Raw genomic sequence first — 15,876 nt, forward strand, 5'->3', positions numbered from 1 at the left:
AAGTAAAACCGTGAAAATATACCCACCAAAAAAAGGCCCGCCGGAGCGAGCCTTTTCCGGAGTGCCGGGTATTACAGCACCGATTTGAGCAACTTGCCCATTTCGGAGGGGTCGCGCGTGGTACGAATACCGCAAGCTTCCATCACTTCGAGTTTAGCGTCGGCCGTGTCGGCACCGCCCGAAATGAGCGCACCGGCGTGACCCATGCGCTTTCCGGGAGGGGCGGTAACACCAGCAATAAAGCCGACAACAGGTTTTTTCATGTTGTCTTTGGCCCAAAGTGCAGCGTTGACTTCGTCAGGGCCACCGATTTCACCGATCATGATGACGGCATCGGTGTCGGGGTCGTCGTTGAACATTTTCAGAACGTCAACGTGCTTCAGACCATTGATGGGGTCACCACCAATACCCACGGCAGTCGACTGGCCCAGACCGAGTTCGGTCAGCTGTGCAACCGCTTCGTAAGTAAGCGTGCCGGAACGGCTGACCACGCCAATACGACCCTTGCGCGAAATGTGGCCGGGCATAATGCCGATTTTCAGTTCGTCGGGGGTGATGAGGCCGGGGCAGTTCGGGCCCAGAACCAAAGAGGTCTTGTTCTGATCGCGCATGCGGTTACGCAGTTCGAGCATGTCGCGTACGGGGATACCTTCGGTAATGCAGATCACCAGGTCAAGGTCGGCGTCGACCGCTTCCCAGATGGCTTCAGCTGCACCTGCGGGGGGTACATAAATAACCGAAACGGTGGCACCGGTTTCAGCTTTGGCTTCTTTGACGGAAGCGTAAATAGGCACGCCTTCGAAGTTCTCGCCGGCTTTCTTGGGGTGTACACCGGCCACAAACGCGTTCTTGCCGTTTGCGTATTCGCGGCACATGCGGGTATGGAACTGACCGGTTTTGCCGGTCATACCCTGGGTAATGACTTTTGTGTCTTTGTTGATCAAGATCGACATTTACAAATCCTCGACTAATTCTTATTTCGTGGCGGCAACGACTTTGGTCGCGGCTTCGGCCATGGTGTCAGCACTGATGATGGGCAAACCGGACTCGGCCAGCAGCTTCTTGCCCAGCTCTTCGTTGGTACCCTTCATGCGCACGACCAACGGCACATTGAGGTTAACGGCCTTGCATGCGGCGATAACGCCTTCGGCAATAACATCGCAGCGCATGATGCCACCGAAGATGTTGACCAAGATGGCCTTGACGCCTTCGTTTTTGAGCATGATCTTGAAAGCTTCGGTGACTTTCTCGGCGGTTGCACCACCACCAACGTCGAGGAAGTTGGCAGGCTCGCCGCCGAACAGCTTGATGGTGTCCATGGTGGCCATGGCCAGACCGGCACCGTTGACCAGGCAGCCGATGTTACCGTCGAGCTGAATGTAAGCCAGGTCAAATTTGCTGGCTTCGACTTCAGCGGGATCTTCTTCGTCGAGGTCGCGATAAGCCACGATTTCGGGGTGACGGAACAACGCGTTGGAGTCGAAGTTGAACTTGGCGTCGAGCGCGATGATGTCGCCCGAACCCGTCAGGATGAGCGGGTTGATTTCGGCCAACGAAGAGTCGGTATCCCAGTAGGCTTTGTAAAGCTTCTGGAACTCGGCGGCAGCTTTGGCAACCGATGTCTCGGGCACGCCAATACCACGGGCCAGTTCAGCAGCCTCGGCGTCGGTCAGACCAGTTTTCGGGTCGACAAACACTTTCAGGATTTTCTCGGGACTGTGCTCGGCCACTTCTTCGATGTCCATACCACCTTCGCTGGACGCCATAACGCAAACGCGCTGCGTGCCACGGTCGGTAACGATACCAACGTAGTATTCTTTCTTGATGTCGGCGCCTTCTTCAATGAGCAGGCGGCGCACTTTCTGGCCTTCGGGGCCGGTTTGGTGCGTAACGAGCTGCATGCCCAGAATTTCGGACGACAATTGGCGAACTTCGTCGATCGAGCGTGCCAGCTTGACGCCGCCGCCCTTACCGCGGCCACCCGCGTGGATTTGCGCCTTGACGACCCACACAGGGCCACCGAGCTTTTCAGCAGCGGCAACGGCTTCGTCAACGGAGAAAGCAGGAATCCCGCGCGGCACTGTAACGCCAAATTTCTTCAGCAGTTCCTTGCCTTGATACTCGTGAATTTTCATTTGTTACCTGTCAGAACGTAAAAATAAGAAAAAAACTTGCCTGTGATGACACCGGCTAGCCGGCAGAGGTTGCGCCCCCTGGCTCCGACGTGCCGGGCTCGGTATCGGACCCGGGCTTGACGTACCACTGGGGATAAAACTTCAGGGTCATGGGGCTATCGACCCGAAGGGCATGACACCCTTCTATGTGAAACGGACGCCGGGCCGGCTTATCGCCCTGTTCGGCCTGGGATGCATCGGACTCAGCCTGCTTGCGACGGCGTCCGGCCATGGTTTGAACGGCCGCCGTAGGCAAAATGTAAGACAACTCGGATAAATGCGTACAGCCTTCGGTACGAGCGAAGCGCGCCTTGACGGCCTGACGAAACCCACGCAGCAGGTTCATGCCGACCATATCTTTGTAGTCGGGCGCGATGGAAGAACAATATTCGTTGTACGGGGCCGCATCGTAGGCCGCAACCGCATCGGTGATGGTGAAATCTTCGGTGATGGTGAGACGAAGATGCATATGATGCACAGGCTGCCCGGCCTTGTGAATGGTGCCACCCGATTTGGGGAAATCGTAGCCTTTAACGTCGATAAGTTCGGCTTCGAGATCCCATTGGCCGTCGTCTCGGGCGTATGCGTTGACACGCATTGAGCGTGTGTGCACGTGCTCGCGAGCAACAGATGATGGTGGCAAAGGCATGAATGTTAGTTAATGCTGTAGGGCGATAAACTCTTCAAGTATAACGCACTGCCCGGCGCTTGGCATAACCCGGGCCTATTCGGGAAAGTCGTCGAGGTCGCCCAGAATACGGCGCAAAATGGCCGGCGAAAACCCGCGCGACGCCAAAAAACGCATTTGACGGGCATATTCTTTTGAGTCGACCGGCGGCGCGCCAAACTTGCGTTGCCACACTGCTTTGGCACGATCGTATTCGGTAGCCTTGAGCTGATCGTGGATGGCGGCGACATCGTCGTCGGCCACACCATGACGACGCAGTTCTTGAACAACCACGGCCGCACCCTTTTTAGATGCCCGACGATGTACCAGACTTTGCGCAAAACGCTGATTGGACTGCCATTTTTCGCGCTCAAGCTCGTCGAGCACGCGGGTGAGCTCGTCGGGGTCGTCGGGGTTGGTGTGCGGCGCAAGCTTGCGCTGGAGCTCGGCCCGGGAATGCTCGCGCCGAGACAAATAGCCGATGGCCCGCGCTTTAAGCGAAGGCCCCGTACGTGAAACACCCGGACGCCGACCGGGAGCCGCGTCGGGCGCGAGTTGCTCGAAATCGTCGTCGGGGGAACCAGCCATGGAGCGCAAACGCTAATGCGGTTGATTAGTCTTCGGGCTTGCCTTCAAGGTCTTCGCCAGGGGCGGGAGAGTCACCCGATTCGGCGTAGGCCTTGGCCTGCGCACGCGCCACAACACCCATTTGGTCTCGCACACGGTTTTCGATTTCGAAAGCCATCTCAGGGTGCTCTTTAAGGTATTCGCGGACGTTGTCTTTACCTTGACCAATACGCGTACCGTTGTAACTGAACCAGGCGCCAGCCTTGTCGACAATACCCGCCTGCACGCCCAAGTCGATGACTTCGCCTTCGCGGGAGATACCCGCACCGTACATGATGTCGAATTCGGCCTGCTTGAACGGCGGGGCCACCTTGTTTTTAACAACTTTTACGCGGGTTTCGTTGCCGACGACCTCGTCGCCCTTTTTGATTGAGCCAATACGGCGGATATCGAGGCGGACGGACGAGTAGAACTTGAGCGCATTACCGCCGGTGGTGGTTTCGGGGTTGCCGAACATGACGCCGATTTTCATGCGGATTTGGTTAATGAAAATAACCATGCAGTTGGCACGCTTGATGTTTGCCGTCAGTTTGCGCAGGGCCTGGCTCATGAGGCGGGCCTGCAAACCGGGGAGAGAATCGCCCATGTCGCCTTCGATTTCGGCTTTGGGCACCAACGCCGCGACCGAGTCGATAACGATAAGATCGACACCGCCCGAGCGAACCAGCGCATCGGTGATTTCGAGGGCTTGTTCGCCCGTGTCGGGCTGGGAAATAAGCAAGTCAGACAGATTGACGCCGAGGCGCGAGGCATACTGCACGTCGAGCGCGTGTTCGGCATCGATAAACGCACATGTGCCGCCAATTTTTTGCATTTCGGCGATGACTTGCAGCGTAAGCGTGGTTTTACCGGAGGATTCTGGGCCGTAGATTTCAATGACGCGGCCACGCGGCAAACCACCGACGCCCAAAGCAATGTCGAGCCCCAACGAACCTGTAGAGACCACCTGGATGTCGTGTTCGACCTGGTTATCGCCATAACGCATCACCGAGCCCTTACCAAACTGCTTTTCGATTTGCGACAGGGCCGCCGAGAGCGCTTTGGCGCGTTCTGCGGAAGCGGTTTTGCTTTGTTTAGCGTCCATGCTGGTTCCTTGGGGAAAAAATTGAATTATTGCATCAAATTATACTGTATAAAAATACAGATAAACAACTGTACAATGGGTTTCTTGCCATCTACCCAGGCGTCGCCTGGGTATATCTACGGGTGGATCATTCCGGTTTTTTTGGCCTTACAATCACCCGCTTTCTTTCTTCTTGTTCAGGCAGCTACCCTATGTGGTTCAAAAATCTCAAAGTCTTTCGTCTTGCCCCCACCTGGTCGCTTTCGGTCAACGCCATCGAAGAAGCCCTTGAAAAAATGGCGTTTCGCCCCGGCAGCAGCCAAGACATGCAAAGCCTGGGTTGGGTACCACCGGCCGAAGGCCTGGGGCTGGTCCACGCCTTAAATGGCCAACTGCTGTTCAGCCTGCGCGCCGACAAAAAACTGTTGCCCAGCACCGTGGTCAACCAGGTGGCTCGCGCTCGCGCTCAAGACATCGAAGAGCAGCAAGGCTACAAGCCCGGCCGCAAACAAATGAAAGAAATCAAAGAACGGGTCACTGAAGAACTGCTGCCCAAAGCGTTCAGCGTGTACCGCGACACCCGCGTCTGGGTCGACACCCGCAACCACTGGTTGGTTATCGACGCGGCGGCCAGCGCCAAAAGCGATGAAGTCCTGGGCATGCTGGCCAAGGTATTTGACCCGTTCCCCGTTAGCCCGCTATACACCGAAATGTCCCCTGCTTCGGCCATGACAAGCTGGTTGGTCGACGACGAGGCCCCGGGCGGATTCAGCATCGACCAAGACACCGAATTACGTTCAACCAGCGAAAGCGGCGCAGCGGTTCGCTATGTACGCCACTCGCTCGAGTCTGCCGAAGTGCGTAAACACGTTGAGAACGGCAAGCAATGTACGCGCCTGGCCCTTACTTGGGCCGACCGCATCTCGTTTGTACTTACCGACGGGCTCGACATCAAACGCGTCGCCCCGCTCGACGTCATCAAAGAAAACCCCGATGTCACCGGCGCCAACGATGCCGACGCCTTCGACACCGACTTTGCGCTTATGACAGGCGAATTGTCCAAATTGCTCGACGACCTCATCAACGCACTGGGCGGCGAGAAAGCCGTTCGGTAGTAACTCGCAGGTAGACGTAAAAAAAGTCCGGCGCAGGTGACTGCGCCGGACTTTTTTTTTGACGACAACTTAGGCACCGCAACTGCCTGACTTAGACCAGAACTCGATACAGCAGCTATATCAAAAACTTATACAAACTCACTTCAGAAGCTTGACGAGGCTTCCAGTCCAGCACCCCTCCTTGGGAAGCTACCAACATTGACAAATCTGACGTGCCAACCAAGGTGGACATGAAGCTCACAGGTCACAAGACCGTGGCAATGTTTATGCGCTATGTTCCTACTGACCACACGCTTGTAGAGAATGCGGCCGAACTGCTAGCGCATCGACGGCGGGCGATCGCCAGGGCATCCTGATCTATGGAGACAACTGCATGACACGGAAGGCGCCCTTGGCAACACGGCAAACTACCGCTTTACCAGCTGGATATGCGGGCATTCACGGCAGCATCGTGGAGCTGCTAAATACGGCGCGCCTGGCAGCTGCGCGCAGCGTCAACGCATTGATGACTGCGAGCTATTGGGAGATTGGTCGCCGAATCGTCGAAGCCGAGCAGAAAGGCAGGCGGCGGGCAGGTTACGGCGAGCAGTTGATGGAACGATTGTCCGCCGATCTGACGGCCCGATTCGGGCGCGGATTCAGCCCAGACAACCTGGAAAACATGCGGCGCTTCTTTATCGCATACCCCCCGCCCGAGATTTCTCAAACACTGCCTGGGAAATTAGGAAATGATTCGCCTGCCAAGAAATCCGAGACGGTGTCTAGGAAATTCGACCTCTCAGAACTGTCCCAGGTCTTCCCCCTGCCATGGTCGGCCTATGTCCGGTTACTGTCAGTCAAAGATGACCACGCCCGTCAGTTTTACGAAGCCGAGGCGCTACGCGGCGGCTGGAGCGTGCGCCAGCTCAACCGGCAAATTGGAAGCCAATTCTATGAACGCACAGCCCTGTTCAAAGACAAGACAACCATGCTAGCCAAAGGCTCGGTGGCCAAACCTGAAGATGCCGTCACGCGCAATGACGCACTCAAAGACCCCTATGTGCTTGAATTCCTTGACCTGAAGGATGAATATTCGGAATCCGATTTGGAAGCAGCTTTGATCCAGCGACTGGAAGACTTCTTGCTGGAGCTGGGTGAAGGCTTTACCTTCGTTGGGCGACAACGCCGGTTACGTATCGACCAGACCTGGTATCGCGTGGATCTATTGCTGTTCCATCGCAAGCTGCGCTGCCTAGTCATTGTCGACCTAAAACTGGGTAGTCTGACCCATGCTGACGTAGGCCAGATGCACATGTACTGCAACTATGCCAAGGCGCATTGGGCCTACCCGGACGAAAACCCTCCGGTCGGCCTGATCCTGTGCGCAGACAAAGGCCGCGCCTTGGCACGGTATGCTTTAGAGAGCTTGCCGACCACGGTAATGGCAGCGAACTACCGAACGGTATTGCCAGAAGCCGAGCTGCTGCAAAAAGAAATTGAGAACTCGCGACGTCTGCTTGAGTCTCGTGAAACGCTATCCTGAGTGCTTGTGCAAAAAGCTGGCGGGCTTTGAGTTAATCAATCCCATGGAAAATACTGTCGTCGGGCCCAATATGCGACGGCGGGCTCCAGGTCACATCGCGTAGCGAATGCTGCACCAGCCCCTCTACCCCCAGCAACACCGCAAAAATCGCCATCCGCACAGGGATACCGTTATCAGTTTGACGGAAAATGGCCAAGCGCGGATCATCGTTCAGGTCAACGCTTAAGTCATTGGCCCCTTCGCGGCTGTCGCGCGGCAAGGGGTGCATAACAATGACGTCGGGGCCGCAACATTGGTCGACAATGGCTTTGTTGACCTGGAAGTCGGCGCTGTAACCCTCCAGATCTTCGCCGGAAAAGCGCTCTTTTTGCACGCGGGTGGCATAGATCACATCGGCCCCAACCAGGCCCTCTTCCAACGAATGCGTTTGCTCGATCACGTGCCCGCCACGACGGCCGACCTGCTCAAGAATGTAGTCGGGCATTTCCAGGCCCTTGGGCGCCACCAAGGTAAATTTTAGGCCGCGGTACAAGGCCAGCAACTTGATCAATGAGTGCACGGTACGGCCGTACTTCAGGTCGCCCACCAGCGCAATATGCGCGCCGTCAAGCAACTTACCCAAGCGCGAGAACTCGGTCAGAATGGTGTACAGGTCAAGCAAGGCCTGGCTGGGGTGTTCGCCCGGGCCGTCACCGCCATTCACGACAGGGATATTCGTTGCGCGCGCAAATTCAGCTACCGACCCCTGGTCGGGGTGCCGGATAACCATGGCATCGACATAGCCGCTAAGTACGCGGCTGGTATCGTAAATAGATTCGCCCTTGGCCATCGAAGAAAAGGTAAAACCCGTCGTGTCGCACACAGACCCGCCCAGGCGGCAAAACGCCGCGCCAAAACTAACACGGGTACGCGTACTGGCCTCGAAGAACAAGTTACCCAGCACAGCACCTTCAAGTACGCGCGACACCTTTTGCCGGCGCGCAATCGGCTGCATCAGGTCAGCAATGCGGAACAGCTCTTCAACTGATTCGCGCGAGAACTGATCAACGGACAACAACTGGTGCTTGCCATCAACGGCAATACGTTGACGCAACGGGCCCGATTGCGCGCTTTGCGCATACTTTTGCAGCAACGATTCGTTTTCAACGATTTCGGTAACGAACCGCCCCACGACTTCGGGCATATTGCGGGCTTCTTGCGACCCTTCCGGGAGCAACCATGTGTCGAGGGCACGACGTTTGACGCCAATACGCGCAGCAAAAACGTCACGCGTGAGATTGAGGCGGCGCATAGCATCGCGCAGAAAAACTTGTTGAGAGACAGACATGGAAACCCCTTAATGTACGCAGTGCGTATATTTTATTTTGCGCGACTCGCAAAGACGAGGTTTATATACGCAGTTTTGACAAAAAACAACGCCCACTCCCTGAAAAGGTGAGCGGGCGTTGTTCTGGTACGGGTAAGACAGAGAAACAGGACAGCGTGGGTTGGTGCAAAAAAGCGCGTTTTCTATACCGTGATATTTACCGCCATTGCTGTTGCTGTGGTTGTTACACCCCAGCTACCCTGAAATGCCACCTTTATTTGCATCCGCGCATAAAACCAATTAATTGCCTGAATCGGCTGCGCTGCCACTTGTAGCGGCAGGCTCGGGGGGCACGCCGGCAATGGCCCGTGCGGCAGCCGTGGCGTTGGCTTCGGTGCCTACACCAAACACTAGTTGATTGGTTGAAACGGCCGTGGTGTAGCCCGGTGCCGCCATCATCGTCCGCCCCACAACAAGCGCCAGACGCATATTTGGATTGGCAGCCGTAATATCTTCTACTTTCTTCTTGCCCAGTTCGGTCAGACCCAACGCCAGCAAACCTTCACCCTGGGCACTGGTGCCGGCACGAACGTCGTCGAGGTCGTCGCGGGTAATAATGGGTTGAGGGTTAAGATAAATGGTGCCGGCCTGAATTTGCACCGCACGCCAGCCCGCGTGGTTTTCGGTGTCGGCCAGGAAAACAGCCACGGGCGCACCTTGACGCGTCGCCTGAACCGTTTCAGCCGGTTTGGACTGTTCAGTTGTGGCTTGCGGCGCAGGCGCGGCCGAGCCCTGCTGCTGACCTTGCCCGACAGGAACGGTTTGACAAGCCGCCAGCGCCAAAAGCCCTAGCGGCAACAAGAAACGACCGACGTGATGAACTGTTTTCATGATGCCCCTTCCTTTGCTTCAAATTTGATATCTGATTTTAGCAGGCCTGTTTTTACGTGCTTTGCGATGATGATGTCGCAAATATGTCGTTATAATGCCGCCTTTAATATGCATTGCGCAATCAACACTAATTTACGGAGGCCCCACATGGCTAATGACAAACCCAAGTTTTCCGCAGGCCTGGTCACGGTAATCATTACGCTGGTTTTCGTTGCCTTGTTTGGCTTTTTCGTCATGGAAGGCGCAGCAGGCATTAACCAGCACGCTGCACTGTTGCAGGGTAACTAAGTTTTTGGCACATTAGCCGCGGCGCAAGCGGCTGGTGTGTAACCTTTTAAGGGCCTCTAGCTCATGCCTGGTTAGAGCAGCGGACTCATAATCCGTTGGTGCCGAGTTCGACTCTCGGGGGGCCCACCAAAAACCAACAGCCGCAAACCCGCATAAATACTGGCTTTGACCAATTTTTTGCATTTTTTGAGGCTGCAGCGTTTTGAATCTTGAGCTCAATTTGTGACCATTTAAGTCACTTTTTGAGCCACATTCGCAATCACCTGCGGATCTGAGCCAAAAAAGTTCTTGTTCAACTTTTTTGAAGATTCAAGACCATGACCAAACCATTCAAAACGCCAACAGGCTGGCGCATCAATTATCGCCGCAGCCGCACAGGCGAAAAACCCTTTCGCTGCCAGCGCTCATTCCGCACAAAATTAGAAGCCGAAGAATTTCTCAAAGCGCTTGATGCAAAAGTGCGACACGCCGCGCGCGTTGATATGCGCATGCCAGACTCAACCACCGTCGGCCAAGCACTTGAAGAATTCTTTGAAGAACGCAAAGAAACACTAGCAGCAAGCAACGCCAAGGCGTACGCAAACCGCATCAAAAAATGGCAAGCAACGCACTATGCAAGCATCAAGATTGGCGACCTAACGCGCAAGCACATGCGCGCGTACATCAAAAGTGAGCGAGCGCGAGGCAGCAGCGAGAGCACAATTCGCAACAGTGTTCAAATCATCAAAAGCATGTACGATTGGCTCGAAGCCGAGCGCGACTTCCACGTTGAAAACCCCGCATCAAAATTAAAAGTGGGCAGCAGCAAAGAGCGCAAACGCAGGCTCACACAACAAGAGCACGAGCAAATCATTCATTCTTTTGATGCACTCGCAGCAGCATACCAAGCGCGCGCGAGCGAGCGCGACACACTGACAGTGACGCTCACAAACAACAAAAAATTTAAAACGCTCGCAACATCAAACTTGCTTTACTTAAGCGCAGCCTACCAGGCCGCCATTGAATGCGCGCTGCGACGCGAGAAACTCTTTTCACTGACCTGGCGCGACGTCGATTTGCAACGCCGAGTAATCACGATTCGAGACACCGGCGCATTAAACAAAGAAACACCCGCATCAATCCCCATGTCATTAAAGCTAGTAAATGTTATGCGCGGGCTGGCGGGCAACACGCCGCGCATCGGTGCAGCCCTGGACGATAGAGTGTTTAGCACGCTAAACGGTGAGCGCGCGTACCGCTACTTAAAAGAAATCTCCAGGGCGCTAAACATCAATGATGTTCGCTGGCATGACTTGAGACATGAAGCATGCACACGTCTCGCTGAATTAGGCTTTTCAGTGTTGCAAATACAAAGGGTCAGTGGACACAAGTCCCTTCAGAGCCTCAAGAGGTACGTCCATATCTCGGACGACGTGATGCTGAGAATGTTGGACGAAGCCCACCAAAAATTGCATCGCACTGCATAAAAATACAACTAAATGCATTTTTACTGCGGGGGCTTATAAATTAACTTCCAGCTTTGCCATTCAAATTGCAATCAAAAAACATTAATTTCGCTCTTTTTCTATATTTTCGAATTGCAAATGAAAAAGGAATGACGCAGAATTAAAACATGTAAGTTTTAAGAGTGATCAACATGCAAATGACACAACAAATCATCACCTCAGGCGAGCTCTGCAAAATTTTGGGCATGAGAAAAGAGGCCCTCAGAACTGCTATTTGGAGAATCAAACATGGAAAAGCGCCAGCGGGGATAATCCCCCCTCCACTTAACCTGCCAGGAGCGCACGCGCGCTGGCATGTGGAAGACGTCCAAAAGTGGATAAATGACGCGCGCCAGGCTGTAGTAGTGGCGCCAGATGAGCCGCCAACACCGAAACCCAGGCAGGAAACAAAAAGGATCGGACGCCCGCGCAAAGCCGGCCTTCCAAAAATCGACCTGATATAAAGGTGTAGAAAATGAGCGCCGACGAGTTTTTAGCGGCCGTCAGGCACGCCAGGACGAGAGAAATTTTGTTTGTAAGCCAAACCGGCCTGCGTCTGTCAAGGTAGTTGGAACATGAGTCATGCTGCTTTTAACTCATTCTGATCATGGATAACGGTCGTTTCCTTTTCTGGATTCAGCCAGACGCTGCCTATGGGTTGCCAGTTGCGCGTTTTTCCCGACCAGCGTGCAGGGTGATGGGCGCGAGCAGCCTGATACAGAGCATGGCGTCGAGCAAGAATGCTGTGGTCCAGCCCGGCATGGCGTTGCGCAGGTGTGACGTAACGGATTTCGCTATGGCGATGCTGTTCGTTGTACCAGTGCACGAATTGCCCCACCCATTGGCGTGTGTCGGTCAGATCAGTGAAGCCCGTTGCCGGGAAGGCAGGATGGTATTTGCAGGTACGGAACAGAGACTCAGAACAGGCGTTATCGTTCGAGACCCGTGCGCGGCTGTGCGATGGCGTGACGCCCAGCTCTTCGAGCTTGGTATAGATGGTCGAGCCCTTCATGGCCGAACCGTTGTCGCCGTGCAAGACAAGAGGACGGTGACCGCATTGCTCACGCAGTACGGCGCGTTGAATGACCTGCGAACTGTTGGCCATGTTCTCAGATTCAAAGACCTCATAGCCGACAATCTTGCGGCTGTAGATATCAACAATCAGGTACAGGTAGAAGAACTGGCCACGCACCAAGGTCGGCAGATAGGTCACGTCCCAACTCCACACGGCGTTGGGGTGGTCGGTACGATGACGGCGTGGCGGTCCTTTATGGCGGGGCGCAGATTGGCGTCCACGACGACGCTGTTCTCCCGCCGCATGCAGGATGCGGTAGAAGGTCGATTCCGAGGCCAGGTAGGTTTGTTCATCGTCCAGCAATCGGGCAACGATCTGCGCGGGTGGCAAGCTGGCAAACTCCCGGCGGTGGCAGGCGTGCAGAACCGCCTGACGTTCACTCTGAGTCAACGCATGCGACGGTGTGGGTCGGCTGACATGGGATCGCTGGTCTTCACAGCCTTGAACCGACCAGCGTCGGTAAGTGTTCAGGCCGATACCCAGTTCATCACAGACACGACGCAGACGCGCTCCCGCCGTTCGGGCTTCATTGACCAACTCTACAATTCGACGGCGATCTGTGGCATTGGTCATTTTTCCTCGTCCCCCCAGATCGCCTGGACTTTTTTTCGCAGCGCCAGCACTGCTGCCGTTTCAGCCAAAGCGGCATCTTTGCGGCGCAGCTCCCGCTCCAATTCTCGAATACGTTTACGTTCGGCCTTGGTCGCCTCGGTATGCCGTGCAGCAGCCTGCTCAGACCGGTCATTGGCCTGTTCGCAACTGGCGCGCCAGCGACGGATCTGCTCAGGATACAAACCACGGCGGCGGCAGTATTCGGCTAATTCCTCTTCAGTCAGAGCAGCAGTTTCCAGCACAGCATTGAACTTCTGCTGGGAGCTCCAGCCTTCGGTCGTGGCAGACGCATTGGGCAGCAAGCGCCCTGTGTTGCGGGCCTGCTTGCGCCAGTTGTATATCGTGGCTGTTGAAATGCCCTCCTCGGAGGCCAGATCATTGACGGTGCGGTTGTATGGCGCTTCCAGCTTGGCCAATATGGCTTCGCGCCGCTCGGGTGAATACTTCATGGGAACCTTCTCTCTGCCCCAGGTTGGAGATTCAAACTCTAACATCTGTAGAGGTTCCAACTATTCTGACAGCGGGGGCGGCCTAACCCACAAAAAAAGCGAAGCCACGAGGTTTGAGAGCGAAAGGCAGGCCGCCCTTGCAGTTCAACATGCCGTCTCGCTGATGAACAAGAAACCAATCCACAAATCCAACCGATAAAAAGAAAAAGCCCCAGCGTTAGCAGCGCCGGGGCTTTTAATCCACCCAAGGGTGGCAAAAACTGAACTTTGACGGGTTCAAAAACAAAACCAATGGAACAATCCAAGGGAAATGCGTTATGTCTTTATTGTATACAAACAAAAGCAGCAGAACAACAAACAACGTCGGCGAGAGCACAAATGTTTTGCTTGCGTTGGCGAAAGACAAAACCGCCGAACTGCTCAGCGAGCTGGATGAAGGCAGAGCGCAAGTCAATCACAGTATCCTAGAGATTGAGTGCAATCGGCTTAGGATAAACCCAAGGCTTAGGGCAGAGCTTCACAAGCACCTCAAGAAAACAAACCTGCATACAGCGCTTAAGGCCGCCCCAGTGCTCTGCGCTATTGACAAACTCAACCCCACCCCGCGCCACAATAAAAAGCTATTAGGAGTGCTCTTTAAAAATGGGGCAAACCAGGCGGCAGAGTTAATCAAAGCAGTCCAGCAGCACACCCTACCAGCCGCGCCAGCCATCGACATCAGCTATCAAAAAGCAAGGGCGCTAGCCAACTCGCTAGCAGAAGATTTTTTCATTCGCGGCTGGTCATACAAAGAGAAAATTGCCGACAAACTGGACAAGGAAGCCCAAGCGCAGTTTGAAGAAGACCTGCAAGAAGTGAAGCGCATTATCAACTACAAAAAACGAAAACAGACCGACGCACAGGGCTTCTATAAAAGAGCAAGCGAGCCAAAGTTTTGGGTAAAAAAAATACAAGCCCAGGCAAACCAAGCAGCCATACAGACCAGCAGAATTTTGCAGCAGATGGGCACAGGCCCAGGCCGCGAAGCTTACCTGCCAGGATACGTGATAGACAGAAAGCACGAGCAGATCGACATGATGAACGACTGGCTTGCCCGCAGCATCATCAGTTCTGGCGGCACAATCAAAACCCTGTTCGAAATCGCTTTCGAAGCGCCCGTCAGGCAATTCCACGAACTTCAAATCCGTATCCTTGCCCAAGCCAAACGCATGAAAAAACTTGGGTGCATAGCTTTCTTTGTGACCGTTACACCGCCATCACGCATGCACAGCGCGCGCCTGGCGAGATGGGGAAAGAACAAAGGCTTTAGCGAGCCAAACCCAAAATTCGACCCAGCCATCACACCCGGCTTAGCAGCCGACTGGCTGCAAAAAAGCTGGCAAAATTTCCGCGCGCTGATGAATGAGCACCAAACCCAATTCAGCTATTTTGGCGCTCAAGAACCTCATAAAGACGGCACGCCCCATAGGCATTACATCATCTACATCCGCATAAAAGACGAGAACATACTCGAACACTGTTTAAAAACAGCGTTTCTATACAGCGACGAGCCCGACGAGCCGGGCGCGCGAGAGCACCGCATCAAAATAGAGAAAGAACACACCAACGGCGGCGTTCAAAGTTACATCAGCAAACTACTTGCCTACCCCTTAAAAACGCTCAACACAGAAAAAGAAAAAAAGGGCGAAGAAACAAACGACCAAGGCGACAAACCAGCGGCTGAATCGCTCTTCAACAAAGCGATTGGCAAACGCACTTTTTACACAAGCGCAGACTTTGTCGGAATTTGGCGATGGCTTCGCGCATGTGATGAGGCAAGCGCTGAACGTTTCCCAGCCGAGATGAAGGCCGCCTGGCACGCCGCGCACGGGACAGGCAGTGAAACCACAAAACCAGAGCACTACCTAATCTTCCTGGAGTCTGGCGCGACGCAGTACAAACCAGCCTTCCGCATGGAAGACTACTATGACATCGAATATAAAACCATCGATGATTTTGACAGCTACGAGGAGTACAAAGACGCTTACTTAGAGTTCTGTCACACAGACGACTACTCCCTTGTGGCAAAGCTCTTCAAACGCAAACTGAACCGGTACGGCGAGCCAGCCAAACCAAGCCTAAACAAAGCGCCCCTTCTTTACAAAGCCAATAAAAACAGCCGCCCTACATTAATCAGCAGGAAGGTTAAGCACTGGGAGAAAGAGCACGATGAAGAAAGCACGGGCGAGCAAATCGCCGCGCTAATCAAGACCATAAAAGCCAGGGCGCAAGCCAAAAAAGAGGCAAAAAACTCAGAGAGCTTACAGTTATTTATACAGGGCCAAGGCGCGGAAACCCGCGCCAGTGCTGGCTTTGAGATTTCGACCGACCTAGAATCATGGCAAAACTCAGCAATTGACGCTGCCAACGCCGACTTCATGAGCCCCGCCCCGCCACCACACTGATTTTTGCCAGCAAAAACGCAGCATAAACGGCAAAAACAAGCAGAAATACAAGAGATTGCACCCGCAAAAAAGAGGTGTAGGAGAAAAATTTCGCCAAAAAAGGGACTTTAACCCGATTTTCAAATACCAAAGCAGCCAGACCAAACTACCCTAAACTAC

General features: G+C 54.3%; 13 protein-coding genes, 1 tRNA gene and 2 pseudogenes. 8 read left to right on the forward strand and 8 right to left on the reverse strand.

What is annotated here, in order from left to right:
- Positions 1-71 precede the first annotated feature (71 nt).
- The 5 genes from sucD to recA all read right to left on the reverse strand — a co-directional run bounded on the left by sucD (position 72) and on the right by recA (position 4,552).
- Complete coding sequence (sucD, locus tag CHR62_RS12855) at positions 72-953, reverse strand: succinate--CoA ligase subunit alpha (protein ID WP_093970305.1); 882 nt, start codon at positions 951-953, stop codon at positions 72-74.
- Between the two features lie 21 nt (positions 954-974).
- Positions 975-2,135: an ADP-forming succinate--CoA ligase subunit beta gene (sucC, locus tag CHR62_RS12860; RefSeq protein WP_123661182.1), complete on the reverse strand. Its 1,161-nt coding sequence runs from the start codon at positions 2,133-2,135 to the stop codon at positions 975-977.
- Positions 2,136-2,190: 55 nt separating this feature from the next.
- A complete protein-coding gene (locus CHR62_RS12865) occupies positions 2,191-2,823 on the reverse strand; it encodes a DUF2889 domain-containing protein (RefSeq protein WP_123661183.1) in 633 nt (210 codons plus the stop codon).
- Between the two features lie 75 nt (positions 2,824-2,898).
- The gene (recX, locus tag CHR62_RS12870) at positions 2,899-3,429 is read right to left on the reverse strand and encodes a recombination regulator RecX (protein WP_123661184.1); all 531 of its coding nucleotides are present in this window, start codon (positions 3,427-3,429) and stop codon (positions 2,899-2,901) included.
- Between the two features lie 25 nt (positions 3,430-3,454).
- Complete coding sequence (gene recA, locus CHR62_RS12875; RefSeq protein WP_233574998.1) at positions 3,455-4,552, reverse strand: recombinase RecA; 1,098 nt, start codon at positions 4,550-4,552, stop codon at positions 3,455-3,457.
- Positions 4,553-4,743: 191 nt separating this feature from the next.
- Here recA and CHR62_RS12880 point away from each other — a divergent pair, with 191 nt between their 5' ends.
- The 3 genes and pseudogenes from CHR62_RS12880 to CHR62_RS12885 all read left to right on the forward strand — a co-directional run bounded on the left by CHR62_RS12880 (position 4,744) and on the right by CHR62_RS12885 (position 7,168).
- Entirely contained in the window at positions 4,744-5,646 is a 903-nt protein-coding gene (locus CHR62_RS12880; RefSeq protein ID WP_123661185.1) for a recombination-associated protein RdgC, read from the forward strand.
- Positions 5,647-5,837: 191 nt separating this feature from the next.
- Positions 5,838-6,002: pseudogene (locus tag CHR62_RS15850) on the forward strand (integrase); the annotation flags it as partial.
- Positions 6,003-6,019: 17 nt separating this feature from the next.
- Entirely contained in the window at positions 6,020-7,168 is a 1,149-nt protein-coding gene (locus CHR62_RS12885) for a YhcG family protein (protein ID WP_123661186.1), read from the forward strand.
- A 31-nt stretch (positions 7,169-7,199) separates the two neighbouring features.
- On the opposite strand, the gene CHR62_RS12890 is transcribed toward CHR62_RS12885, so the two are convergent.
- The gene (locus tag CHR62_RS12890) at positions 7,200-8,495 is read right to left on the reverse strand and encodes an aspartate carbamoyltransferase (protein ID WP_123661187.1); all 1,296 of its coding nucleotides are present in this window, start codon (positions 8,493-8,495) and stop codon (positions 7,200-7,202) included.
- 279 nt (positions 8,496-8,774) lie between these two features.
- Positions 8,775-9,365, reverse strand: a complete 591-nt coding sequence (locus CHR62_RS12895) for a hypothetical protein (RefSeq protein ID WP_123661188.1) — start codon at positions 9,363-9,365, stop codon at positions 8,775-8,777.
- 147 nt (positions 9,366-9,512) lie between these two features.
- On the opposite strand from CHR62_RS12895, the gene CHR62_RS15655 reads away from it, so the two are divergent.
- The 4 genes from CHR62_RS15655 (at position 9,513) to CHR62_RS12910 (ending at position 11,601) form a co-directional block, all read left to right on the forward strand.
- Positions 9,513-9,653 carry a hypothetical protein gene (locus tag CHR62_RS15655; protein ID WP_158609128.1) on the forward strand — a complete coding sequence of 47 codons (141 nt, stop codon included), beginning with the start codon at positions 9,513-9,515 and terminating at the stop codon, positions 9,651-9,653.
- A 50-nt stretch (positions 9,654-9,703) separates the two neighbouring features.
- Positions 9,704-9,782, forward strand: a tRNA-Ile gene (locus tag CHR62_RS12900).
- Between the two features lie 188 nt (positions 9,783-9,970).
- Positions 9,971-11,119 (forward strand): site-specific integrase, encoded by a 1,149-nt coding sequence (locus CHR62_RS12905; RefSeq protein WP_123661189.1) that lies wholly within the window; start codon positions 9,971-9,973, stop codon positions 11,117-11,119.
- Between the two features lie 170 nt (positions 11,120-11,289).
- Positions 11,290-11,601, forward strand: coding sequence for an AlpA family transcriptional regulator (locus CHR62_RS12910; protein WP_123661190.1), 312 nt, complete (start codon positions 11,290-11,292; stop codon positions 11,599-11,601).
- A 116-nt stretch (positions 11,602-11,717) separates the two neighbouring features.
- On the opposite strand, the pseudogene CHR62_RS12915 reads toward CHR62_RS12910, so the two are convergent.
- Positions 11,718-13,273 (reverse strand): annotated as a pseudogene (locus CHR62_RS12915) (IS3 family transposase).
- 317 nt (positions 13,274-13,590) lie between these two features.
- On the opposite strand from CHR62_RS12915, the gene CHR62_RS12920 reads away from it, so the two are divergent.
- The gene (locus CHR62_RS12920) at positions 13,591-15,717 is read left to right on the forward strand and encodes a replication endonuclease (RefSeq protein WP_123661191.1); all 2,127 of its coding nucleotides are present in this window, start codon (positions 13,591-13,593) and stop codon (positions 15,715-15,717) included.
- The last annotated feature ends 159 nt before the right edge of the window (positions 15,718-15,876 follow it).

This window comes from Pusillimonas sp. NJUB218 (assembly GCF_003788685.1).
Classification (GTDB): Bacteria; Pseudomonadota; Gammaproteobacteria; order Burkholderiales; family Burkholderiaceae_B; genus Neopusillimonas.

Coding starts and splice junctions, on each gene's coding strand:
- CHR62_RS12890 (WP_123661187.1), bottom strand. CDS start 8,495: ATGTCTGTCTCTCAACAAGTTTTTCTGCGCGATGCTATGCGCCGCCTC.
- recA (WP_233574998.1), bottom strand. CDS start 4,552: ATGGACGCTAAACAAAGCAAAACCGCTTCCGCAGAACGCGCCAAAGCG.
- CHR62_RS15655 (WP_158609128.1), top strand. CDS start 9,513: ATGGCTAATGACAAACCCAAGTTTTCCGCAGGCCTGGTCACGGTAATC.
- CHR62_RS12885 (WP_123661186.1), top strand. CDS start 6,020: ATGACACGGAAGGCGCCCTTGGCAACACGGCAAACTACCGCTTTACCA.
- sucC (WP_123661182.1), bottom strand. CDS start 2,135: ATGAAAATTCACGAGTATCAAGGCAAGGAACTGCTGAAGAAATTTGGC.
- sucD (WP_093970305.1), bottom strand. CDS start 953: ATGTCGATCTTGATCAACAAAGACACAAAAGTCATTACCCAGGGTATG.
- CHR62_RS12895 (WP_123661188.1), bottom strand. CDS start 9,365: ATGAAAACAGTTCATCACGTCGGTCGTTTCTTGTTGCCGCTAGGGCTT.
- recX (WP_123661184.1), bottom strand. CDS start 3,429: ATGGCTGGTTCCCCCGACGACGATTTCGAGCAACTCGCGCCCGACGCG.
- CHR62_RS12920 (WP_123661191.1), top strand. CDS start 13,591: ATGTCTTTATTGTATACAAACAAAAGCAGCAGAACAACAAACAACGTC.
- CHR62_RS12865 (WP_123661183.1), bottom strand. CDS start 2,823: ATGCCTTTGCCACCATCATCTGTTGCTCGCGAGCACGTGCACACACGC.
- CHR62_RS12905 (WP_123661189.1), top strand. CDS start 9,971: ATGACCAAACCATTCAAAACGCCAACAGGCTGGCGCATCAATTATCGC.
- CHR62_RS12880 (WP_123661185.1), top strand. CDS start 4,744: ATGTGGTTCAAAAATCTCAAAGTCTTTCGTCTTGCCCCCACCTGGTCG.
- CHR62_RS12910 (WP_123661190.1), top strand. CDS start 11,290: ATGCAAATGACACAACAAATCATCACCTCAGGCGAGCTCTGCAAAATT.